A 22,035-nucleotide genomic window follows, 5' to 3' on the forward strand; every position below is an offset into this window, starting at 1 on the left:
TAAGAACTTGGATATTCAGGATCACACTCCTCACAGCGGGAATAAGGAAAATGAAAATGAAAGCAAAGTGGCTCCCGATCGCTGCAGCAGTAACCGCAGCCCTGGCTTCCCAAGCCGCCTTCGCCGTTGATTTCCACGGCTACATGCGTTCCGGTGTCGGTACTTCCGATAACGGCGGCCTGCAAACCTATTCCAAGGCGAAAGTCGGTCGTCTGGGCAACGAAGCCGAGACCTACGGCGAAGTTCAACTGGGTCAAGAGGCTTACAACAAGGACGGCAAGTCCTTCTACGTAGACTCCATGTTTGCAATGGTGGCAGGTCAGCAGGGTCGTGACTGGGAAAGCACCAGCGGCAGCGATGCCGACTTTGCTCTGCGCCAATTCAACGTCCAGGCCAAGGGCGTGCTGGGCTTCGCACCGGAAGCTACCCTGTGGGCCGGTAAGCGTTACTATCAACGTCACGACATCCACATCTCCGACTTCTACTACTGGGATGTGTCTGGTGCCGGTGCTGGTGTAGAAAACATCCAGGCTGGTCCGGGCAAGCTCTCCTTTGCATGGCTGCGTAACGACCCGTGGGAAGATTACGATCAGTTTGTAGGTGGTGTTGGTGTCGACAAGCGTGTTGATACCGACGTACTGGACCTGCGTTATGCTGGTATCCCGCTGTGGCAAGACGGCTCCCTGGAGCTGGGCTATGACTACGCCCGCGGCAACCTGACCGATGAGCAGAAAGCGGCTCTGGGCAACAAGGATTACGAGAAAAACGGCCACATGCTGACCGCCGAGCTGACCCAATCCATGCTGGGTGGCTTCAACAAGACCGTGGTTCAGTATTTCGCCGACGGTTATGCCTCTCAGGCTGTTGACTACGGTAGCGGTTCTGGCAGCGGCCTGAGCCAATCTGCCGCCAAGGGCGATGGCTGGCGATTCATCAACTGGGGCGTGCTGCCGGTTGGCGACAAGGTCGAGTTTGGTCACCAGCTGGTTTACGGTACTGCCAGTGACCTCGAGAATGACAGCGTTGACAAAGACACCTTCTCCGTTGTCGTTCGCCCGATGTACAAGTGGAATGACACCATGAAGACCATCGCCGAGCTTGGCTATCACCATGACAGCTACAAGCCGAACAATGGCACCGAAACCAGCACCATCGGCAAGAAATACACCCTGGCTCAGGCCTGGTCCGCAGGTTCCAGCTTCTGGGCCCGTCCGGAAATCCGCGTCTATGCTTCTTACCTGGATTCTGACGGCCAGTTCCGCCCGGATGCCAATGGCGTGAAACAGGACGATTCCTGGAACTTCGGTGTTCAAGCTGAAGCTTGGTGGTAATCTGTTGACGTCATGACTGCAAGTGCCCCCGCATGACGGGGGCTCTTTTTTTACAACACGTTTCTTAGGGTCACGCGATGAGATATTCCAGATTAGCCTTGACTGTATTCTGTTCTGTTGTGCTGGGTGGGTGCGCCACGTTGGAAACGACGGTAGCGCCGACTCAGGAGTTCAAGTCCATCATGGGAAATCGCGACGTTGCGATGAGCCAATTGGCTACGGTTAGCAGCTGCTGTCGCGATGTCTCCAGTCTGCCGTTTCAGGACATACAACCGGGCGCAACCAAGCTTATCCCCATTGATGGCAGCTCCCCCGTTTACGCTTTCAGCGAAGGGAAAAGCCACTTCGCAGCCTTCCGCTTGCCGGTCAACTCCGGTGACCTGCGCATCACGGTTGATGGCTTGATCGACAAATCGCTGTTCAACCCGACCGTCTTGATGCTTGATTCCAAATTCAATGTGACCCGCAAGTTGGGCAGCGACGTGTTCAAGTACGAGCCTGCACGCATGCTGCAGGGGGATCGCATGGAAGCCGTGTTTACCGTGGATCGCTCCTATGTCGGTAACCCCAATAACGAAAGTTACATGGTGATCTACACAGACCAGAGTGGTCTGGACAAAACAACCACCATTCTGAGCCCTTCCAAGCTGATGACCAAGTCGCTGGGGGTGGTTGATTATGGCGAAAAAGACCCCGTCATTCCGCACTCCCCCTGGGGCGTGGTCAGCCTCTCTGTGGAGGACTTGAGTGGCGTCAAAACCGAGAGCAACTATTACAAGCCCGTCTATCAGGATGTGATTGATGCCAACACCCCGGTAGTCAACACGGCACCAAACAAGCTTGTCGTGCCCCTGGCGACCGCCGGCGCAGTCAAGAGCAGTGCCCCCATGCTGAGCGAAACCGAGGCCTTCTATCAATCCCAGATCGAGAACGCGGTGAAAGCCGGTGACATCGACAAGGCGATGAGACTGGTCAGCGAAGCGGAACGGGCAGGTTCGACCAAGGCGAAATCGGTCTTTGTGGATGCGGTTAAGCGTTCCCAGAAAGGCTGAATATCGTCCGGTCTTTAAAAGATAATATTTATTTGAGGCCTCCCTTGTTGGAGGCCTTTTTAATCGGTAGACTAAAATAGAAAAAACAGCAAATGGTTACATTAAGTTACATTGCGTTTCATGGTGTATTGTTTTGATTGGCTAAAATACAATGCGAAACAGCACTTTTCATATTTCTGGTTTAGCATGAAGATGCCGAAATATAGCTGTAATTAGCTGAAAATTCCCGCCGAAATTATCTTGTGATCTCCCCTCCAAATTTTTTATTCGCTTACCCCTGATGGAAGATATTTGCGATCTGCTGGGTTATATTCAGCTGGTCAAAATAAACAAACCCGCGTCGAATTCATGCCGATGAGAGATGATGTTCTTGGTCGTCTATAAATTGGACTGAAGCGTCTACGGTAAGACATTCCATTCAGGAGCGCACACATGTTAAAAAATGCTTTCTCTAATCTGCAAAAGGTCGGTAAGGCGCTGATGCTGCCAGTATCGGTCTTGCCCGTTGCAGGTATTCTGCTGGGGGTGGGTGCTGCCCACTTCAGCTGGTTGCCGGAAATTGTCTCCCAGCTGATGGAGCAGGCCGGTGGTTCCGTATTCGGTCAGATGGCCCTGCTGTTCGCCGTGGGCGTGGCACTCGGCTTTACCAATAACGACGGCGTATCCGGCCTGTCTGCCATCGTTGGCTACGGCATCATGAGCGCCACCCTGAAGGTGATGGCTCCCGTGATGGGCGTCGAGACCATCGAGACCGGCGTACTGGGTGGTATCCTCGCCGGTGGCGTGGCCGCCTGGGCGTTCAACCGCTTCTACAAGATCCAGCTGCCCGAGTACCTGGGCTTCTTCGCCGGCAAGCGCGCTGTGCCGATCATCACCGGTTTCGTCTCCATCGGTCTGGGCGTGATCCTGTCCGTGATTTGGCCGCCGGTAGGTGCCGCCATCGGTGCCTTCTCCGACTGGGCTGCCAACCAGAACCCGGTACTGGCCTTCGGTATCTACGGCGTGGTTGAACGCTCCCTGATCCCGTTCGGTCTGCACCACATCTGGAACGTGCCGTTCTTCTATCAGGCTGGTACCTGTGTCAACGCCGCTGGCGAAACCGTACACGGCATCATGACCTGCTTCCTGACTGCTGACGACGCCTCCCGCGCTGCCGGCAACGGCTTCGGTCAGCTGGCTGGTGGCTACCTGTTCAAGATGTTCGGTCTGCCTGCCGCCGCGTTTGCCATCGCGCACTCCGCCAAGCCGGAAAACCGCGCCAAGATCGTAGGTATCATGGCCTCTGCCGCCCTGACCTCTTTCCTGACCGGTATCACCGAGCCTATCGAGTTCTCCTTCCTGTTCATCGCCCCGGTACTGTACGCCATCCACGCCGTGCTGGCCGGTCTGGCCTACGTGCTGACCAACTCCCTGGGCGTGGTACACGGCCACACCTTCTCCAACGGCTTCATCGACTTCGTGGTGCAATCCCCGCGTGCCGATCACATGCTGCTGCTGGTGGGCCTGGGTCTGGTTTATGCCGTCATCTACTACGTGGTCTTCACCGTGGTCATCCGTGCCATGAACCTGAAGACCCCGGGTCGTGAAGACGAAACTGCTGAAGAGAGCGTTGGTCAGAGCAAGGACGAGATGTCTGCCGCACTGGTCACTGCCTTCGGTGGCAAGGAGAACATCGCTTCTCTGGACGCTTGCATCACCCGTCTGCGTGTCGGCGTGAAGGATGTGGCCAAGGTTGACCAGGCCGGGCTGAAGAAACTGGGCGCCGCCGGTGTGGTGGTTGCAGGTTCTGGCGTACAAGCCATCTTCGGTACCAAGTCCGACAACCTGAAAACCGACATGGACATCTGGATGAAGAGCAACTAATCCCTGCTTTCATTCCGAGTTCCGAAAAGGGAGGCGCAAGCCTCCCTTTTTGCTGGGCCGCGTTTGGGCGGCGGGGCATGTGCGGGGCTAGCCTGATGGCGCCTGTCTGGTGTGACCCAATGAAAAAGGCGCCCGTGGGCGCCTTTGCTGCATCAGACCGGTTTAGAGCTTTTCCAGATCCCGCTCGATTTCGCTGATCTTGTTCTGCACCACTTTTTCCAGGTGACGCAGGTCGCGCAAGATCTTCTGCTTGATGTCCGGGTCGGCCTGCACGTGCACGCCCTGGGTCAGGTTGTCGAGCTCGTCCACCACGTATTTCAGATTGGCGTTGATCTCGGTGACATCCTTGTACTCATGGGTGCCCGAATCGACCAGCATGGTCTTGCGCTGGCGCGGGTATTTGAACTTGACGCTCTTGGCGAAAAACTCGCCCTTCTGCTTCTTGAAGTAGATCTTGAGGATGTCGTGGTTGGCCTCCTGGCGCAGGGTATAGCTGTCGACGGAGGCGGGATCCTGGATCCCCAGGCTCTTCAGATTCTCGTACATCAGGCTTCCTCGGTTTGAAACGATCCTGTCACGTCTATCTTAACCGAGCCGGTGTGGCTTGCCTGTGACAGGGGCGCCAAAATCAAAAGGGCGCCATCAGGCGCCCTTTTAAATCACAACAAAACCGCTTACTCGTCGATGGAACGCAGCAGGGCGTTGATGCCGACCTTGGCGCGGGTCTTGGCATCCACCTTCTTGACGATGACGGCGGCGTAGAGGCTGTACTTGCCGCACTTGGAGGGCAGGGAGCCGGAGACGACCACCGAGCCAGCCGGCACGCGGCCGTAGTGGATCTCGCCGGTTTCACGGTCATAGATGCGAGTGGACTGGCCGATGAAGACGCCCATGGAGATGACGGAGCCTTCCTCGACGATCACCCCTTCCACCACTTCGGAGCGGGCACCGATGAAGCAGTTGTCCTCGATGATGGTCGGGTTGGCCTGCAGCGGCTCCAGCACGCCGCCGATGCCGACGCCGCCAGAGAGGTGAACGTTCTTGCCGATCTGGGCGCAGGAGCCCACGGTGGCCCAGGTGTCGACCATGGTGCCTTCATCGACGAAGGCGCCGATGTTGACGTAGGAGGGCATCAGCACGGTATTGGGCGCGATGAAGGAGCCTTTGCGGGCGGTAGCTGGCGGTACGACACGCACACCGGCGGCCTTGAACTGCTCGGCGCTGTAGTCGGAGAACTTGAGGGGAACCTTGTCGTAGTACTGGGCATCGTCGCCCTTGATGATGCCGTTGTCATTGATGCGGAAGTAGAGCAGCACCGCCTTCTTCAACCACTGGTGCACCACCCACTCGCCGGCAATCTTCTCGGCGACGCGGGCTTTGCCGGAATCCAGCAGGTCGATGGCTTGCAGGATGGCGGCCTTGGTGGCGGCATCGACGGAGCCGGGAGTGATGGAATCACGGCGCTCGAAGGCCGCTTCGATGATCTGTTGCAACTCGGTCATGACAGGTTTCCTTTAAAAAATTCCGTTTGTTGTATCACACTTTTCCAACTGTTTTTAAGGGCCCTGGCCGATTTCTTCACAAGAACGGCGATTTATTGTACTAGAGTGGCCCAACCACTTGTTCTGACTGAAAAATCAGGCTGATAAACGGGGTCTTGTGAGGCCGGTCCGGGGTGCCATGGGCCTAACGTTCAGCGCTCTCCACAGGGTTGAGCTGATTGACCAGCCGCTCCTCCAGCGCTTGCTGCTCGGTCTGGGTCAGGGGTTCGCCAGCCAGAGTGGTGAGGCTGAAGAAGTCCTCCACCCGCTCGCCGATGGTGGTGATCTTGGCGGCGTGCAGCGACAGGCCGCACTGCTGGAACACGGCGCCGATGCGGGCCAGCAGACCCGGGGTGTCGAGCGCGGTCAGCTCCAGCAGGGTGTGGCGGCTTTCCCCCTTGTGGGGCAGAAACACCACCCGGGTCGGTACGCTGAACTGGCGGTGGCGGCGCGACAGGGGCTTGCTGCGCAGCACCAGCTTGCCCGGCTCCTGCAGCGCCTTCTCCAGCGCCTTCTTGATGGTGGCGGTGCGGTTGGGGCTGATGGGCTCGCCGTTGGGCTCGAGCACCACGAAGGTATCGAGCACGTAGTCGCTGCGCGAATTCATGATCTGGGCGTCGTGGATGTTGAGGTTCTTCTGATCCAGCGCCGAGGCCACGGTGGCGAACAGATTCGGGGTGTCGCGACAGTAGATGAACACCTCGCTGCCGCCGCGGGTCGGGTGCTTGCCGATGATCACCAGCGGCGTCGGGTTGTCGCCGTGCTCGATGATCTTGCGGCAGTGCCAGGCGATCTGCTCCGGGGTGTGGCGCAGGAAATAGTCGGCCTTGAAATCGCTCCAGAGCTGGTTGATGGCCTCTTCCGGCACGTCGCGCTGGGCCAGGAACTGCTTGGCCTGGCGCTGGTTCTCGCGGATCTTGAGGCGCATGTCAGGCGGGTTCTCCAGCCCCTGGCGCAGGGCCTTCTGGGTGGCGAAGTAGAGCTCGCGCAGCAGGGTGCCCTTCCAGTCGTTCCAGAGGGTGTCGTTGGTGGCGCAGATATCTGCCACGGTCAGGCAGTAGAGCAGGTCGAGGTGCTGCTCGTCGCGCACCTTCTGGGCAAAGTCGGTGACCACGTCCGGGTCGTAGATGTCGCGGCGCTGGGCGGTGACCGACATCAGCAGGTGGTGGCGCACCAGCCAGGCGACCAGCCGGCTCTCGTAGCGATCCAGACCGTGCAACTGGCAGAACTCCAGCGCATCGACGGCGCCGAGCTCGGAGTGATCGCCGCGCCGCCCCTTGGCGATGTCGTGAAACAGGGCGGCGATGCTGAGCAGCTCCGGCTTGCGCAGCCGGGTGAACACCTCGTGGCAGAGCGGGTGAGTCTGGCGGCTGGCCGGGTTGGGAAACTGGTGGATGTTCTTGAGCAGCCGGTGGGTGTGCTCGTCCACCGTGTAGGCGTGGAACATGTCGAACTGCATCTGGCCGACGATAAGGTTCCACTGCGGCAGGTAGGCGGCCAGGATCCCGTATTTGTGCATCAGGCTGAGGGGTTGGCCGATGCCGTTGGGGTGGCGCAACAGCGCCATAAACAGGCGGCGGCACTCCGGCAGATCCTGCAGCCAGCAGTTGAGCTTGCGGCGCGCCTCGCGCAGCTGGCGCAAGGTGGCGGAGTGGATGCCGGCAATCTCCGGGTGCTGCGCAATCTGGTAGAAGAGGCGCAGGATGGCGGCGGGATCGCGGCCGAACAGCTCGCTATCCACCGCATCGATGAGGCGCCCGCGCAGCTGGAACTCGTCGGAGAGGCGGCGCACGTCCATGGCGGTGTTGCCGAGGATCGCCTCGTCAAACAGCTGCAGCAGCATCTCGTTGAGCTCGGAGACCCGTCGCACCGTCTGATAGAAGCGCTTCATCATCTGCTCGACCGGGGCGTTGCCTTCCCCCTCGAAGCCCAGCATCTGGGCCACGGTGCGCTGGCGATCGAACAGCAGCCGGTTGTCGCCCTTGTTGATGGCCATGTGCAGGGCGAAACGCACCTTCCAGAGGAAATTCTGGCAGTCGAGCAGTTCACGATACTCGGCCCGGTTGAGAAAACCGTGGCTAGTCATCTCGAACAGGGTGGTGGCGCCGAAGTGGCGGCGGGCCACCCAGGCCAGGGTCTGGATGTCGCGCAGCCCCCCCGGATTGCACTTGAGATCCGGTTCGAGCTTGTAGGCGGTGCCGAGAAACTGCTGGTGGCGCTGGGCCTGCTCTTCGCGCTTGGCCTTGAAGAACTGCTCGCTCGGCCAGAAGTGCTGGGGGCCGGTGGCCTCCTTGAGTTGCTGGAAGCCCGCCTCGCGGCCGGTGATGTAGCGCGCCTCGATGAGGTTGGTGGCGACCGTGATGTCGCCGCGCCCCTGCTCGATGCACTCGCGCACGTTGCGCACCGCCTGGCCCACCTCCAGCTTGAGATCCCACAGCAGGGTGATGAACTCGCCGATGCGCAGCCCCAGCACCTCGTCCAGCTCGTCCCCTTCGTAGAGGACCAGCAGATCGATGTCGGAGTGAGGGTGCAGCTCGCCGCGGCCATAGCCACCCACCGCGATCAGGGTGAGCTCCGTCTTGTCGAAGCCGAATTTCTGCCACAGCCGGGTCAGCAGCTGGTCCATGTATTCGGAGCGGGTGGCCACCAGTTCGATGATGTTGTCACCGGCGTCGAAGCGGGCGTGCAGCCAGCCGAGAAAACGGCTCAGGTACTCCTTGCAGTTCTCGCGGGTGAGCTGATCATCGGGCAGCAGGTGGGGGGAAAGCAGGCTGGCGTCCATGGCGTCTCACACTCTTGTCGCAGACCGCCGTGCGGGGCCTGCGGCTGATAAAAACAAAACCCCGGCGAGGGGCCGGGGTTTGATGTTAACCGTGTTTGATGAGACGGTCGATAGTGTCGTCCGGGCGCAGGGTCAGCACCTCGCAGCCATCCTCGGTCACCAGCAGGGTGTGCTCCCACTGGGCGGAGTCGCCGCCATCCTTGGTGGTCACGGTCCAGCCATCTTTCGGGTTGACCTTGCAGTGGTACTTCTTGCTGTTGACCATGGGCTCGATGGTGAAGCACATGCCAGGTTTGAGCTCCAGCTTGCCGCCGTTGCGGTAGTGCAGGATCTGCGGCTCTTCGTGGAACTCGGCCCCGATACCGTGACCGCAGTAGTCACGTACCACGGAGAAACCGGCCTTCTCGACGATGGGCTGGATCACGGCGCCGATCTCGGTGATGCACATGCCCGGACGCACCTGCTTGATGGCGGCGTAGAGGCTCTCCTGAGCCACCTTGCAGAGCTGGCGGCGCAGCGGGGTGGTCTCGCCCACGATGAACATGGCGGAGGTATCACCGTGGTAGCCATCCTTGATGACGGTGATATCGAGGTTGATGATGTCACCCTCGCGCAGCTTCTTGTGGTTCGGGATACCGTGGCAGATCACATCGTTCACCGAAGTGCAGATGGACTTGGGGAAGCCATGGTAGTTGAGCGGGGCAGGGATGGCCTGCTGCACGTCGACCATGTAGTTGTGGCAGATGGTGTTCAGTTCGTCGGTGGTGACGCCCGCCTTGACGTGGGGGGCGATCATGACCAGCACATCGGCGGCCAGTTGGCCGGCAACGCGCATCTTTTCAATCTCTTCCGGTGTCTTGATTTTAATGGACATGGGATCTCTCTTGGGACCTGACCGCGCATCCTGTGATGTCCGGCAATCAGGTAATGAAAAATAGATGCGTTTGCAATCAGGCCAAAATTTTATCCCCAACCCCCGTTTACTTCCAGTGTGATTGTCATCACAGCGTCAAATCGGTGCCGCAACCTGCTCGGCAGGGATCCATTTTTAGCGGTGCGGCTGGTGGTGTCCTGACCAAAGTTATGGTATAAAGCGCGCCGGAATGGGGAACTTGTCTCCCCGTACCATCACCCTTACTTAAACAACACACACACATCGACACATATGCCGGGGTGCCTTAACGGGTCGGTTATATGGGATGTGTGGAGGCCTAACCCCAATACAGAGGTATAAAATGGCTAAAGTTTCTATGCGCGACATGCTGCAAGCCGGCGTTCACTTCGGTCACCAGACTCGTTACTGGAACCCGAAAATGAAATCCTACATCTTCGGTGCCCGCAGCAAGGTTCACATCATCAACCTGGAAAAAACCGTTCCGATGTTTGACGATGCCATGAACTTCATCAGCTCCGTAGCTGCCAAGAAGGGCAAGGTACTGTTCGTAGGTACCAAGCGTGCCGCGTCTGAAGCCGTAAAAGAAGCCGCTGAGCGTTGCGACCAGTTCTATGTTAACCACCGCTGGCTGGGCGGCATGCTGACCAACTGGAAAACCGTTCGTCAGTCCATCAAGCGCCTGAAAGATCTGGAAACCCAGAGCCAAGACGGTACCTTCGACAAGCTGACCAAGAAAGAGGCGCTGATGCGTACTCGCGAAATGGAAAAGCTGGAGAAGAGCCTGGGTGGTATCAAGAACATGGGCGGCCTGCCTGACGTTCTGTTCGTTGTCGATGCCGACCACGAGCACATCGCTATCAAAGAAGCCAACAACCTGGGTATCCCGGTAGTTTCCATCGTTGATACCAACTCCAACCCGGACGGCGTTGACTATGTCATCCCGGGTAACGACGACGCTATCCGTGCCGTTCAGCTGTACCTGAATGCTGCTGCTGACACCGTACTGGAAGCTCGCGCTCAGGACATCGTTGTTCAAGCCGAACAAGATGGCTTCGTTGAAGCTGAGTAATTGATAAGGACTGCAAAGCCCTTATTAACCAAGCTGATGTAATTGGTTAGCAGGGGCCCTTGTGGCCCCTGTTTCTTGTCAATTCAAGACCGAGGATACTGGACATGGCAAACATTTCTGCCGCCCTGGTAAAAGAACTGCGCGAGCGCACCGCCGCTGGCATGATGGATTGCAAAAAAGCACTGGAAGAAGCCAACGGTGATATCGAACTGGCTATCGAAAACATGCGCAAATCCGGTCAGGCCAAAGCCGCCAAGAAAGCTGGCCGTATCGCCGCTGAAGGTGTGATCTTCGCCCGTACCGAAGGCAACGTTGCCGTCATGATCGAGCTGAACTGCGAGACTGACTTCGTTTCCAAGGATGCCGGCTTCCTGGCCATGGGTCAGAAAATCGTTGAGATCGCCGCTACCCAGAAGATTGCTGACGTTGACGCGCTGAAAGCCGCCGACTTCGGTAACGGTGAGTCCGTAGAGCTGACCATCACCAACCTGATCGCCAAGATCGGTGAGAACATGAACCTGCGTCGCGTGATGCTGGTTGAAGGTGACAACCTGGGCACCTACGTTCACGGTTCCCGCATCGGTGTTATCACCAAGCTGGTTGGCGGTACCGACGAGCTGGCCAAAGATCTGGCCATGCACGTTGCTGCCAACAGCCCGCAATTCGTCAAGCCGGAAGATGTGTCTGCCGACGTCGTTGCCAAAGAGCGCGAAATCCAGATCGACATCGCCATCAACTCCGGCAAGCCGAAAGAGATCGCCGAGAAGATGGTTGAAGGCCGCATGAAGAAGTTCACCGGTGAGGTTTCCCTGACTGGTCAGCCGTTCGTGAAGGATCCTTCCATGACCGTTGCCGAGCTGCTGAAGAAAGAAGGCGCTGACGTTGTTTCCTTCACCCGTTTCGAAGTGGGCGAAGGCATCGAGAAGCAAGAGACCGATTTCGCTGCAGAAGTAGCAGCTCAAATCGCGGCCGCTCAAAAGGCCTAATCGAACCGGTTTTTCCGTTTCCCCAGACCGCGACTTATGTCGCGGTCTTTATATGACCAGGAATCAGTGACATGAGTACCAATCCCAAGCCTGCATACAGACGTGTTCTTCTGAAGTTGAGTGGTGAAGCCCTGCAAGGATCCGAGGGTTTTGGCATTGATCCGGCGGTGCTGGATCGGATGGCCCAAGAGATCAAAGAACTGGTTGAGCTGGGTGTTCAGGTCGGTCTGGTCATCGGTGGCGGCAACCTGTTCCGTGGTGCCGGTCTTGCCAAGGCGGGCATGAACCGCGTGGTGGGCGACCACATGGGTATGCTGGCTACCGTGATGAACGGTCTGGCCATGCGTGATGCCCTGCATCGTGCTTATGTGAATGCCCGTCTGATGTCTGCCATCTCCCTGCAAGGCATCTGTGACTCCTATGTCTGGGCTGAAGCCATCAGCCAGCTGCGCGCCGGCAAGGTGGTGATCTTCTCCGCCGGTACCGGCAACCCCTTCTTTACTACCGATTCTGCGGCCTGTCTGCGCGGGATCGAGATCGAAGCTGACGTCGTGCTCAAGGCCACCAAGGTGGATGGCGTGTTCACGGATGATCCGGTCAAGAACCCGGATGCCGTGCTGTACCATGAACTGAGTTATGATGAAGTTCTTGAAAAAGAACTCAAAGTGATGGATCTTGCTGCTTTTACTCTGGCCCGCGACCACGATCTGCCGATCCGGGTGTTCAATATGAACAAGCCGGGTGCGCTGCGTCGGGTGATCATGGGTGAGCCGGAAGGTACCCTGATCCACCATGTCAACAAGTGAGACAAGCGTGAGCTCCGGCTCGTTTGTCCATGACGCCAGCAAATAAGATAGACACGGGCCGGTAGACGGCTCGTTCGCCAAAAGGAAAACCACTGTGATCAACGAGATTAAAAACGACGCCAAGGACCGCATGGGCAAGAGTGTCGAATCGCTCAAGACCCAGATGTCCAAGATCCGCACCGGCCGCGCTCACCCGAGCCTGCTCGACGGTATCCAGGTGGAGTATTACGGTGCCGCCACTCCTCTGAAACAGTTGGCCAACGTGGTGGCAGAAGATGCCCGCACCCTCTCCATCTCCATCTTCGATCGCTCCATGATCCAGGCGGTGGAAAAGGCCATCCTGACCTCCGATCTGGGCCTGAATCCGTCCAGCAACGGCCAGACCCTGCGCGTGCCGCTGCCGCCGCTGACCGAAGAGCGCCGTCGTGATCTGACCAAGATCGTGCGTGCCGAAGCAGAAGGTGCCCGGGTTGCCATTCGCAACATCCGTCGCGATGCCAACGCCGATCTGAAGGCCCTGCTCAAAGACAAAGAGATCTCCGAAGACGACGACCGTCGTGCCCAGGAAGAGATCCAGAAGTTGACCGATTCCTTCATCAAGCTGGTAGACGATGCGCTGGCCGTGAAGGAAAAGGAGCTAATGGAAATCTAAGCCTCTGACAGGTATATTACGAGCGCCGTGTAGTGCCCCTGCACGGCGCTTTTGTCTTTGTGGGAGAAATGAATGTCGCTTTTGGCAGCCGTAGGTGATTGTGCCAATTCGTCCTTGCCTCGTCACGTGGCCATCATCATGGATGGCAACGGACGCTGGGCCCAGAACCGTGGCAAGATGCGGGTCTATGGCCACAAGGCCGGCGTGAAGTCCGTTCGCGAGGCGGTAACCTTTGCCGCGCGTGCCAAGCTGGATGCGCTCACCCTGTTTGCGTTTTCCAGCGAGAACTGGCGCCGTCCGGAAGGGGAGGTCAGTGCCCTGATGGAGCTGTTCATGACGGTGCTGGGCCGCGAGGTGCAGAAGCTGCACAGCAACGGCATTCGGCTCAAGGTGATCGGTGATACCGCCCGCTTCAGCGAACGGCTGCAGGCCAAAATCGCCAAGGCGGAGGCGCTGACTGCCAACAACAGGGGGCTGACCCTCAACATCGCCGCCAATTACGGTGGCCAGTGGGACATCACCCAGGCGGCCCGCAAGCTGGCCACGGCAGTGGCGGCAGGTGAATTGTCGGCCGACCAGATTGATGAAACCCTGCTTGGTCGCGAGGTGTGCATGGCCGACCTGCCGCCGGTGGATCTGCTGATCCGTACCGGTGGCGATCATCGCATCAGCAACTTCGTGCTGTGGCAGCTCGCCTATGCCGAGCTCTATTTTACCCCGGTGCTGTGGCCCGACTTCGGCGAATCCGAGTTCAGCGAGGCCGTGGCCTCCTTCGTCTCCCGTGAGCGCCGTTTTGGCTGCACCGGTGAACAGATCCGGGAATTGATCGCCGAGCAACAGACCGGCTAACCCCCCTCCCAAGAGAGAGGCTTCTTTTGCTAAAACAACGAATTATTACCGCATTGCTACTGGTTCCCCTGGTGTTGGGAGCTCTCTTTTTTCTGCCGTTGAAATTCTTTGCCCTGTTGGCATCCCTGGTATTTCTGTTGGCCAGCCGCGAGTGGAGCGGTTTTGTCTCCGCCAAACCGCAACAGTGGCTGCCGCTGGTCTATTGCCTGCTGCTCGGCGCCAGCCTGTTCTGGCTGCCGGTGGAGCAGTTGTGGACTCCCCATCTGCATCCGCTGGTGATGGGCGTGCTCTGGACCGCCGTCAGCTGGTGGCTGCTGGGGCTGCTGCTGGTGCTGCGCTACCCCCAGAGCGCCAAGCTGTGGAAGGAGTCCATCTGGCTCAAATCCCTGTTCGGTCTGGTGACCCTGGTGCCCTTCTTCTGGTCCCTGGTGGCCATCCGTGGTTACAACTTCTATCACGACCCCATGATGGGAGCCTGGATCCTGCTGTTTGTGATGGGACTGGTCTGGGCGGCAGATTCTGGCGCGTATTTTTTCGGCAAGGCGTTCGGCAAACACAAGCTGGCGCCGGCCGTGAGCCCCGGTAAAACCATCGAAGGCATGTGTGGCGGCCTGTTTACCGCCAGCCTGCTGGCGGTGGGGGTGACCTGGTTCATGGGCTTCGTGCCCGCCAAGATGGCCATAGTGCTGTTCTGCTCCCTGCTGGCGGTGCTCGCCTCGGTACTCGGCGACCTGACCGAGAGCATGTTCAAGCGCGAGGCCGGCATCAAGGATTCAGGGACCCTGCTGCCCGGTCACGGCGGCATTCTCGACCGTATCGACAGCCTGACCGCCGCCCTGCCGGTGTTCCTGCTCAGCTACCTGCTGCTCAGCCAGGAGTTCTGATGGACTGCCCGATGATCCGGCAGGCCGCAGGTGCCATCCATTCGTCATACAGCGGGAGTTTTGATGCATAACCTGGTGATTCTGGGAGCCTCCGGCTCCATTGGTCAGAGTACGCTCAAGGTACTGCGGCACAATCCTGGGCGCTGGCAGGTGCTGGCGCTGACGGCGGCCCGCAGCGTGGATGCCATGCTGCGCGACTGCCTCGAGTTTTCCCCCCGTTTCGCCGTCATGGTGGACGAGGCGGCTGCCGCCGAGTTGGCCGGTCAACTCAAGACCCACGGCAGCGCCACCCGGGTGCTGTCCGGTCCGGCCGCCCTGTGTGACGTGGCCGCTCACCCCGATGCCCACAGCGTGATGGCGGCCATCGTCGGTGCCGCCGGCCTCGCCCCCACCATGGCCGCCGTGCGGGCCGGCAAGCGCATCCTGCTGGCCAACAAGGAGGCGCTGGTGATGTCCGGTGCCTTCTTCATGGAGGCGGTGCGCGAGCACGGTGCCGAGCTGCTGCCCATCGACAGCGAACACAACGCCATTTTCCAGTGCCTGCCCGAGGCCATTCAGCGCCAGCCGGGCTTTTGCGACCTGGCGGGGGCCGGGATCAGCAAGATCCTGCTGACCGGCTCCGGCGGCCCGTTCCGCTACACCGACATCGGCGAGCTGGTCCATGTCACCCCGGCCCAGGCCATCGCCCATCCCAACTGGTCCATGGGGGCCAAGATCTCGGTTGACTCCGCCACCATGATCAACAAGGGGCTGGAGTATATCGAGGCGCGCTGGCTGTTCAACGCGGCACCCGAGCAGATCCAGGTGGTGATCCATCCCCAGTCGGTCATCCACTCCATGGTGCAGTACAAGGACGGCTCCGTGCTGGCTCAGCTCGGCAACCCGGACATGTGTACCCCCATCGCCCACGCCCTGGCCTATCCGGCTCGGGTAGAGTCCGGTGTGGAACCTTTGGACTTCTTCAGTGTCGGAGAGTTCAGCTTTATCCGTCCCGACTATGAGCGCTATCCCTGCCTGGCGCTGGCCATGAGTGCCTGCCGGCAGGGGCAGGCCGCAACCACGGCCCTCAATGCCGCCAACGAGGAGGCCGTAGCGGCTTTCCTTGCAGAGCGGATCGGTTTTATGGATATTGCCAGAGTCAATGAGGTCACCATGCTCGCCCTGGGCGGCACGGATGTCGGCTCGCTGGACGATTTGATTGCGCTGGATGGGGCGGCCCGTGCCCGTGCTCACAATTTGATTGAGGAGCTTAGCTGATGAGAAGTATTTCGTGGCATTGTGCTGCCTTCACCCTGATTGTCGGAGACAGGACCATGCATGAATGCGAGGTGATGGGCTGATGGGCGGTGTGTTGTGGAACATTGGTGCCTTTATCGTCGCCCTCGGGCTGCTGGTTGCGGTACATGAATTCGGCCACTTCTGGGTGGCCCGCCGCTGCGGCGTCAAGGTCGAGCGCTTCTCCATCGGCTTTGGCAAGGCCATCTGGCGCCGGCTCGGCAAGGATGGCACCGAGTACGTGCTGGCCCTGATCCCCCTTGGCGGTTACGTCAAGATGCTGGATGGCCGGGTCGACGAGCTCAAGCCCGGTGACGAGCAATACGCCTTCAACCACAAGAGCGTCTGGGCGCGGATGGCCATCGTCGCAGCCGGCCCCATGGCCAACTTCGTGTTTGCCCTGTTCGCCCTCTGGCTGATGTTCATGATCGGCGTGCCTGCCGTCAAACCCGTGGTGGGCGAGGTGCGTCCCGCCTCCATCGTGGCGGCGGCCGGGGTGGAGCCCGGCATGGAGATCGTCGGCGTCGGCGGCGAGGAGACAGGTGACTGGGAGAGCGTGACCTATGCCCTCATCAGCCACCTTGGCGATGACTCGGTCCAGCTCAAGCTCAAGGCGGCCAACACCAGCTATGCAGTGGACAAGACCCTGCAGCTGGCCGGCTGGAAGTTTGATCCCGACAAGGAGTCTCCCGTCGGGAGCCTCGGGATAGTGCCGCTGGGCGGCAAGGTGCTGCCGGTGGTCGATGCGGTGGTGGCCGCGAGCGCCAGCGAGAAGGCCGGCCTCCAGGCTGGCGACCGCATCAAGCGGGTAGGGGGTGAGGCGATCACCGAGTGGGCCCAGTTTGTCCACCAGGTGCAGCAGTCACCCAGGCAGCCGCTTGAGGTGACCGTCGAGCGGGCGGGCAGCGAGCTGACCCTGACTCTGACCCCGGATGCCAAGAAGGTGCGGGGCCAGCTGGTCGGTTTCGTCGGCCTGTCGCCGCAACTGGTTCCATTACCGGATGAGTATCGGATTCTGTTACAGTATGGGCCTTTGCAAGCCCTGTGGCAGGGCGCCCAGAAGACCTGGAGCCTGACCACCCTGACCTTCGACATGATCGGCAAGCTGATCGGTGGCATCGTCTCGCTGGACAACCTGAGCGGCCCCATCTCCATTGCCAAGGGGGCGGGCAGCAGTGCCGACTATGGACTGGTCTATTTCCTCGGCTTCCTGGCGCTCATCAGCGTCAACCTGGGGATCATCAACCTGTTCCCCCTGCCGGTGCTGGACGGTGGCCATCTGGTCTACTTCCTCATCGAGGCGGTCACCGGCAAGCCGGTATCGGAAAAAATTCAGGAAGTGGGTTTCCGGATTGGCGCCGCCATTCTGATGTTACTGATGGGTATTGCGCTGTTTAATGATTTCGCTCGCCTCTGAGGCCAGAGCATCAACAAGGACACATAAGAACAAAATGGCTGTTAAAAAAGCATTGGTGTTGAGTTGCCTGCTGGGTGCCAGTTTCCTGGCCCAGGCGGCCCCTGCCTCTTTTGTGGTGCAAGATATTCAGGTTGAAGGTCTGCAGCGGGTGACCCTGGGTGCCGCCCTGTTGAACCTGCCGATCCGGGTTGGCGATTCCGTCGACTCCGTCGCGCTGGCCAACGCCATCAAGAAGCTCTATGCCTCCGGCAACTTCGAGGACGTCAAGGTCTACCGCGACGGCCAGGTACTGCAGGTGATGGTCAAGGAGCGGCCGACCATCTCCAGCATCGAATTCTCCGGCAACAAGGACATCAAGGAGGAGCAACTGACCCAGAGCCTGGAGTCCTCCGGCATCCGGGTGGGTGACCCCCTCGATCGCACCGTGCTGAGCTCCCTCGAGAAGGGGCTGGAAGATTTCTACTACGGCGTGGGCAAGTACTCCGCCAAGGTCAAGGCCATCGTCACCCCGCTGCCGCGCAACCGGGTCGACCTCAAGTTCACCTTCGTGGAAGGGGAAGCGGCCAAGATCCAGCAGATCAACATCGTCGGCAACAACGTCTTCCCGGAAGAGAAGCTGCTGGCCCAGCTCTCCCTCAAGGATGACGTGCCATGGTGGAACTTCACCGGCGACCAGCGCTACCAGAAACAGAAGCTGGCCGGCGACATCGAAACCCTGCGCTCCTACTACATGGACCGCGGCTACATCCGCTTCCAGCAGGAGTCCACCCAGGTCTCCATGACCCCGGACAAGAAGGGGGTCTACGTCACCCTCAACGTCAAGGAAGGGGATCAATACAAGGTCTCCGGCATCCAGCTCAAGGGCGATCTGATCGATCGCGGCGGCGAGATGAAGGGGCTCATCCCCATCGAGACCGGCAGCATCTACTCTGCCAGCCAGGTGACCCATACCGAAGAGGTGCTCTCCAAGTTCCTCGGTCGCTACGGCTACGCCTACCCGAAAGTGGTCACCTTCCCGCAGGTCAACGACCAGACCAAGGAAGTGGAGCTCATCGTCAACATCGAGCCGGGCCCGCGCGTCTACGTGCGCAACATCAACTTCAGCGGCAACGTCACCACCAAGGACGAAGTGCTGCGCCGCGAGATGCGTCAGATGGAGGGCACCTGGCTCTCCTCCGACAGCGTCGAGCAGTCCAAGACCCGTCTCAACCGCCTCGGCTTCTTCGAGAGTGCCGAAGTGGACACCAAGCGGGTGCCGGGCAGCGATGACCAGGTCGATCTGGACTTCAAGGTCAAGGAGCAGCCTGCCGGTTCCATCAACGCCGGCGTGGGCTACGGTACCGAGTCGGGCCTGAGCCTGCAGGCGGGTCTGCAGCAGGACAACTTCATGGGGACTGGCAAGAAGATCGGCATCTCCGCCAGTACCAACAAGTACTCCAAGAGCGTCGATCTCAGCTACAACGATCCCTACTTCACCGTGGACGGGGTCAGCCTGGGCGGTCGTCTCTACTACAACCAGTTCAGTGCGGCCGACGCCAACATCGTGGACTACGAGAACACCACCATCGGCTTCCGCCTCTCCAGTGGTTTCCCGGTCAACGAGAACAACCGTCTCGACTTCAGCCTCGGGGTCGAAAACAACAAACTGTCCCAGCCCAACCCCTATCTGCAGGTGGATGAGTTCTGGAAGGTGTACAGCAAGAACAAGGATGGCGACAACCGCATGGTGTTCAACACCGTCGACGTCACCGCCGGCTGGACCCGTTCCACCCTCAACAAGGGCCAGTTCCCGACCGCCGGCGATCGTCAGCGGGTCAACGCCAAGGTCACAGTACCGGGCATGGATCTGCAGTACTTCAAGCTCAACGCCGAAGACGCGCACTACTTCCCGTTCGATGCGGATCACAAGTGGGTGCTGATGGCCAAGGCGCGTGCCTCCTACGGCAACGGCTACGGCAGCAACGGCAACTATGATCACGTACTGCCGTTCTTCGAGAACTACTTCGCCGGTGGTTTCGACACCCTGCGCGGCTTCAAGAGCAACACGGTCGGTCCGAAGGCGCTCTACTACTACAACCTGAGCGGCAACGACGTCATCCAGGGCACCGACAGCTCGGTGGGCGGCAACGCCCTGGCGGTCGCCTCCCTCGAGATGATAGTGCCGACGCCGTTTGCGTCCGAGACCTATCAGCCGCAACTGCGGACCAGCTTCTTCATCGATGCCGGCTCCGTGTGGGATACCACCTTCGACTATGACCAGTACCGCAACCGTTGCTTCAGCGGCTGCAACTATCTGGCCGACTATTCGGATCCGACCAACTACCGCGCCTCGGCCGGTCTGTCGCTGCAGTGGCTCTCCCCGATGGGCCCGCTGGTGTTCGCGATTGCCCGTCCGCTCAAGCAGTACGAGGGCGACCGGACCGAGTTCTTCTCATTCAACATCGGCCGTACCTTCTAAGGACGGACCTTGCCCCCACCCAATGGTGGGGGTATTCAATGATGGGACGCGCAGCCTGCGTGCCTCACCAGGTAACAAGTCGGTCCGGGTACCACTTGCATAATCAGGTAAATCAGGTAGCCCTCACATGAGGGAACAAGGAGTAAGTGTGAATAAAGCGTTGAAAGTAGCTGGTTTGAGTTTTGCACTGATGGCTGCCGGCATGGGCTCCGCCTTGGCCGAGACCAAGATCGCCGTGGTCGACATGGGCGAAGTCTTCCAGAAGCTGCCCCAGCGTGAAGCCGTTTCCAAGAAGCTGAAAGGCGAATTCGAGCCGCGCATGCGCGAGCTGCAGAAGCTGGAAGCCGATGGTCAGAAACTGGTCGAGAAGTTCAAGAAGGATGAAGCCTTCATGAGCGCCGACCAGAAAAAACAAAGCCAGGAGAAGCTGGCCAAGCTGCAGATGGAGTTCAACCAGAAGCGTCAGGCGTTTGAACAGGACAACGGTCGCCGTCAGTCCGAAGAGCGCAACAAGATCCTGACCAAGGTGCAGGCAGCCATCGACTCCATCGCCAAGAGCAATGGTTACGATCTGGTGCTGGAGCGCAATGCCGCCCCGTACGCCGCCAGCAAGCTGGACATCTCTGCCCAGGTTATTTCTCAGGTAAGCAAGAGCAACTAATTGATGGCATTCACTCTCGCACAGCTGGCCCAGCAACTGGGGGCCCAGGTCCATGGCGACGGAACCCTGGAAATCCGCAAGGTAGCGACACTGGAAAAGGCCGGGGAGGGGGACATCACCTTCCTGTCCAATAAAAAGTACCGGCATTATCTGGAGCAGAGCAAGGCGACCGCCGTGCTCATCACAGAAGCGGATCTGCCATTTTGTCCCACCAATGCCCTGGTGCTCAAAGACCCCTACGTGGGCTTTGCAAGGGTTGCCCAACTGCTGGACACCACCCCGCAGCCGGCCACGGATATTCATCCGAGCGCCGTTATCGCGGCGGACGTGCAACTGGGCGAGAGAGTGGCCATCGGCGCCAATGCGGTGATCGAATCCGGCGTCGTGCTGGGTGACGATGTACGCATTGGCCCGGGCTGTTTCGTTGGCAAGAATACCCGACTGGGAGCTCGCTCCCGGTTGTGGGCCAACGTCACCCTCTATCACAACATCACCATGGGTACCGACTGTCTGGTTCAATCCGGCACAGTGATCGGGGCCGATGGGTTCGGTTATGCCAACGAGCGCGGCGAGTGGATCAAGATCCCCCAGCTCGGCGGCGTGACCATCGGCAACCGGGTCGAGATCGGTGCCTGCACCACCATCGACCGCGGCGCGCTGGAAGATACCCGCATCGCTGACAACGTCATCATCGACAACCAGTGCCAGATCGCCCACAACGTCGAGATCGGCTACGGCACCGCCGTGGCGGGCTCCACCGTGATGGCAGGTAGTCTCAAGGTCGGCAAATACTGTATCATTGGCGGCGCCTCCGTCTTTAACGGGCACATGGAGATCTGCGACCAGGCCACCGTTACCGGCATGGCCATGGTGATGCGACCCATTACCGAGCCCGGTGTCTACTCTTCCGGCATCCCCCTGCAAACCAATAAAGAGTGGCGCAAGACCGCCGCCCGGGTGATGCGTATCGAAGAGATGCACAAGCGGTTGAGCAAGCTTGAGAAGAAGCTGGACCAAGAATAATCACGATTGGTATAGGGTACTGTTTTGACTACTGAAAAGAAGAGCCTGGGTATCCAGGAAATAATGGATCTGCTGCCCCACCGTTATCCGTTCCTGATGGTGGACAAGGTGGAAAACTACGAGATCAGCGATGAGCGCAAGACCCTGCGCGCCATCAAGAACGTCTCCTTCAACGAGCCGATCTTCCAGGGGCACTTCCCGGCCAAGCCGGTGTTCCCCGGTGTGCTGATCCTGGAAGCCATGGCACAGGCCACCGGTATCCTGGCGTTTACCATGGTGGGCAAGCCGTCCCCCAACGAACTCTATTACTTTGCCTCAATCGACAACGCTCGTTTCAAGCGTCCGGTTGGCCCCGGCGATCAGCTGGTGCTCGACGTGGAGTTCCTGAAAGAGCGTCGCGGTATCGCCAAGTTCACCGGTGTGGCCACGGTCAACGGTGAAGTGGTCTGTACCGCCGAGCTGATGTGCGCCAAACGCGAGGTTTAACACAC

19 protein-coding genes are annotated in these 22,035 nt (G+C 59.4%); 15 read left to right on the forward strand and 4 right to left on the reverse strand.

Features of this window, described 5'->3' with window-relative positions; translation table 11 throughout:
- Window positions 1-56: 56 nt before the first annotated feature.
- The 3 genes from G5134_RS02355 to ptsG all read left to right on the forward strand — a co-directional run bounded on the left by G5134_RS02355 (window position 57) and on the right by ptsG (window position 4,246).
- A complete protein-coding gene (locus tag G5134_RS02355; protein WP_026140943.1) occupies window positions 57-1,331 on the forward strand; it encodes a maltoporin in 1,275 nt (424 codons plus the stop codon).
- A 182-nt stretch (window positions 1,332-1,513) separates the two neighbouring features.
- Window positions 1,514-2,383: a MalM family protein gene (locus tag G5134_RS02360; RefSeq protein WP_231939794.1), complete on the forward strand. Its 870-nt coding sequence runs from the start codon at window positions 1,514-1,516 to the stop codon at window positions 2,381-2,383.
- Window positions 2,384-2,815: 432 nt separating this feature from the next.
- Window positions 2,816-4,246 (forward strand): PTS glucose transporter subunit IIBC, encoded by a 1,431-nt coding sequence (gene ptsG / locus G5134_RS02365; RefSeq protein WP_005303477.1) that lies wholly within the window; start codon window positions 2,816-2,818, stop codon window positions 4,244-4,246.
- A gap of 162 nt (window positions 4,247-4,408) precedes the next feature.
- Here the strand turns inward: ptsG and G5134_RS02370 are convergent, their stop codons facing one another.
- The 4 genes from G5134_RS02370 to map form a co-directional block, all read right to left on the reverse strand.
- On the reverse strand, window positions 4,409-4,792 hold the full coding sequence (locus G5134_RS02370; protein ID WP_005303475.1) for a DUF3461 family protein: 384 nt from the start codon (window positions 4,790-4,792) through the stop codon (window positions 4,409-4,411).
- Window positions 4,793-4,920: 128 nt separating this feature from the next.
- Window positions 4,921-5,748: a 2,3,4,5-tetrahydropyridine-2,6-dicarboxylate N-succinyltransferase gene (gene dapD / locus G5134_RS02375; protein WP_005303473.1), complete on the reverse strand. Its 828-nt coding sequence runs from the start codon at window positions 5,746-5,748 to the stop codon at window positions 4,921-4,923.
- 184 nt (window positions 5,749-5,932) lie between these two features.
- The gene (glnD, locus tag G5134_RS02380) at window positions 5,933-8,569 is read right to left on the reverse strand and encodes a bifunctional uridylyltransferase/uridylyl-removing protein GlnD (RefSeq protein WP_065018156.1); all 2,637 of its coding nucleotides are present in this window, start codon (window positions 8,567-8,569) and stop codon (window positions 5,933-5,935) included.
- An 85-nt stretch (window positions 8,570-8,654) separates the two neighbouring features.
- The gene (map, locus tag G5134_RS02385; protein WP_005303471.1) at window positions 8,655-9,443 is read right to left on the reverse strand and encodes a type I methionyl aminopeptidase; all 789 of its coding nucleotides are present in this window, start codon (window positions 9,441-9,443) and stop codon (window positions 8,655-8,657) included.
- A gap of 361 nt (window positions 9,444-9,804) precedes the next feature.
- On the opposite strand from map, the gene rpsB reads away from it, so the two are divergent.
- From rpsB to fabZ, 12 genes are all read left to right on the forward strand, one after another.
- Complete coding sequence (gene rpsB, locus G5134_RS02390) at window positions 9,805-10,533, forward strand: 30S ribosomal protein S2 (RefSeq protein ID WP_005303470.1); 729 nt, start codon at window positions 9,805-9,807, stop codon at window positions 10,531-10,533.
- A gap of 104 nt (window positions 10,534-10,637) precedes the next feature.
- Window positions 10,638-11,519 carry a translation elongation factor Ts gene (gene tsf / locus G5134_RS02395; protein ID WP_005303460.1) on the forward strand — a complete coding sequence of 294 codons (882 nt, stop codon included), beginning with the start codon at window positions 10,638-10,640 and terminating at the stop codon, window positions 11,517-11,519.
- 71 nt (window positions 11,520-11,590) lie between these two features.
- Complete coding sequence (gene pyrH, locus G5134_RS02400; protein ID WP_065018157.1) at window positions 11,591-12,325, forward strand: UMP kinase; 735 nt, start codon at window positions 11,591-11,593, stop codon at window positions 12,323-12,325.
- Window positions 12,326-12,419: 94 nt separating this feature from the next.
- A complete protein-coding gene (gene frr / locus G5134_RS02405; protein ID WP_010634784.1) occupies window positions 12,420-12,977 on the forward strand; it encodes a ribosome recycling factor in 558 nt (185 codons plus the stop codon).
- A gap of 72 nt (window positions 12,978-13,049) precedes the next feature.
- Window positions 13,050-13,826 carry a polyprenyl diphosphate synthase gene (uppS, locus tag G5134_RS02410; protein ID WP_065018158.1) on the forward strand — a complete coding sequence of 259 codons (777 nt, stop codon included), beginning with the start codon at window positions 13,050-13,052 and terminating at the stop codon, window positions 13,824-13,826.
- A gap of 26 nt (window positions 13,827-13,852) precedes the next feature.
- Window positions 13,853-14,710, forward strand: coding sequence for a phosphatidate cytidylyltransferase (locus G5134_RS02415; RefSeq protein WP_005303453.1), 858 nt, complete (start codon window positions 13,853-13,855; stop codon window positions 14,708-14,710).
- Between the two features lie 63 nt (window positions 14,711-14,773).
- Window positions 14,774-15,967: a 1-deoxy-D-xylulose-5-phosphate reductoisomerase gene (gene ispC / locus G5134_RS02420; RefSeq protein ID WP_065018159.1), complete on the forward strand. Its 1,194-nt coding sequence runs from the start codon at window positions 14,774-14,776 to the stop codon at window positions 15,965-15,967.
- A gap of 82 nt (window positions 15,968-16,049) precedes the next feature.
- On the forward strand, window positions 16,050-17,402 hold the full coding sequence (gene rseP / locus G5134_RS02425; protein ID WP_065018160.1) for a sigma E protease regulator RseP: 1,353 nt from the start codon (window positions 16,050-16,052) through the stop codon (window positions 17,400-17,402).
- A 34-nt stretch (window positions 17,403-17,436) separates the two neighbouring features.
- Complete coding sequence (gene bamA, locus G5134_RS02430; protein WP_005303446.1) at window positions 17,437-19,860, forward strand: outer membrane protein assembly factor BamA; 2,424 nt, start codon at window positions 17,437-17,439, stop codon at window positions 19,858-19,860.
- A gap of 148 nt (window positions 19,861-20,008) precedes the next feature.
- A complete protein-coding gene (locus G5134_RS02435) occupies window positions 20,009-20,521 on the forward strand; it encodes an OmpH family outer membrane protein (RefSeq protein ID WP_017764121.1) in 513 nt (170 codons plus the stop codon).
- A 3-nt stretch (window positions 20,522-20,524) separates the two neighbouring features.
- The gene (lpxD, locus tag G5134_RS02440; RefSeq protein WP_011705102.1) at window positions 20,525-21,544 is read left to right on the forward strand and encodes a UDP-3-O-(3-hydroxymyristoyl)glucosamine N-acyltransferase; all 1,020 of its coding nucleotides are present in this window, start codon (window positions 20,525-20,527) and stop codon (window positions 21,542-21,544) included.
- Window positions 21,545-21,568: 24 nt separating this feature from the next.
- Entirely contained in the window at window positions 21,569-22,030 is a 462-nt protein-coding gene (fabZ, locus tag G5134_RS02445) for a 3-hydroxyacyl-ACP dehydratase FabZ (RefSeq protein WP_010634777.1), read from the forward strand.
- The last annotated feature ends 5 nt before the right edge of the window (window positions 22,031-22,035 follow it).

Source organism: Aeromonas sp. 600276 (genome assembly GCF_049175815.1).
Classification (GTDB): Bacteria; Pseudomonadota; Gammaproteobacteria; order Enterobacterales; family Aeromonadaceae; genus Aeromonas; species Aeromonas dhakensis.

What these genes read in the sequence shown, in the direction of transcription:
- dapD (WP_005303473.1), bottom strand. Translation starts at nt 5,748, where the DNA reads ATGACCGAGTTGCAACAGATCATCGAAGCGGCCTTCGAGCGCCGTGAT.
- bamA (WP_005303446.1), top strand. Translation starts at nt 17,437, where the DNA reads ATGGCTGTTAAAAAAGCATTGGTGTTGAGTTGCCTGCTGGGTGCCAGT.
- G5134_RS02360 (WP_231939794.1), top strand. Translation starts at nt 1,514, where the DNA reads ATGGGAAATCGCGACGTTGCGATGAGCCAATTGGCTACGGTTAGCAGC.
- pyrH (WP_065018157.1), top strand. Translation starts at nt 11,591, where the DNA reads ATGAGTACCAATCCCAAGCCTGCATACAGACGTGTTCTTCTGAAGTTG.
- G5134_RS02355 (WP_026140943.1), top strand. Translation starts at nt 57, where the DNA reads ATGAAAGCAAAGTGGCTCCCGATCGCTGCAGCAGTAACCGCAGCCCTG.
- G5134_RS02370 (WP_005303475.1), bottom strand. Translation starts at nt 4,792, where the DNA reads ATGTACGAGAATCTGAAGAGCCTGGGGATCCAGGATCCCGCCTCCGTC.
- rseP (WP_065018160.1), top strand. Translation starts at nt 16,050, where the DNA reads ATGGGCGGTGTGTTGTGGAACATTGGTGCCTTTATCGTCGCCCTCGGG.
- map (WP_005303471.1), bottom strand. Translation starts at nt 9,443, where the DNA reads ATGTCCATTAAAATCAAGACACCGGAAGAGATTGAAAAGATGCGCGTT.
- ispC (WP_065018159.1), top strand. Translation starts at nt 14,774, where the DNA reads ATGCATAACCTGGTGATTCTGGGAGCCTCCGGCTCCATTGGTCAGAGT.
- tsf (WP_005303460.1), top strand. Translation starts at nt 10,638, where the DNA reads ATGGCAAACATTTCTGCCGCCCTGGTAAAAGAACTGCGCGAGCGCACC.
- uppS (WP_065018158.1), top strand. Translation starts at nt 13,050, where the DNA reads ATGTCGCTTTTGGCAGCCGTAGGTGATTGTGCCAATTCGTCCTTGCCT.
- lpxD (WP_011705102.1), top strand. Translation starts at nt 20,525, where the DNA reads ATGGCATTCACTCTCGCACAGCTGGCCCAGCAACTGGGGGCCCAGGTC.
- ptsG (WP_005303477.1), top strand. Translation starts at nt 2,816, where the DNA reads ATGTTAAAAAATGCTTTCTCTAATCTGCAAAAGGTCGGTAAGGCGCTG.
- glnD (WP_065018156.1), bottom strand. Translation starts at nt 8,569, where the DNA reads ATGGACGCCAGCCTGCTTTCCCCCCACCTGCTGCCCGATGATCAGCTC.
- rpsB (WP_005303470.1), top strand. Translation starts at nt 9,805, where the DNA reads ATGGCTAAAGTTTCTATGCGCGACATGCTGCAAGCCGGCGTTCACTTC.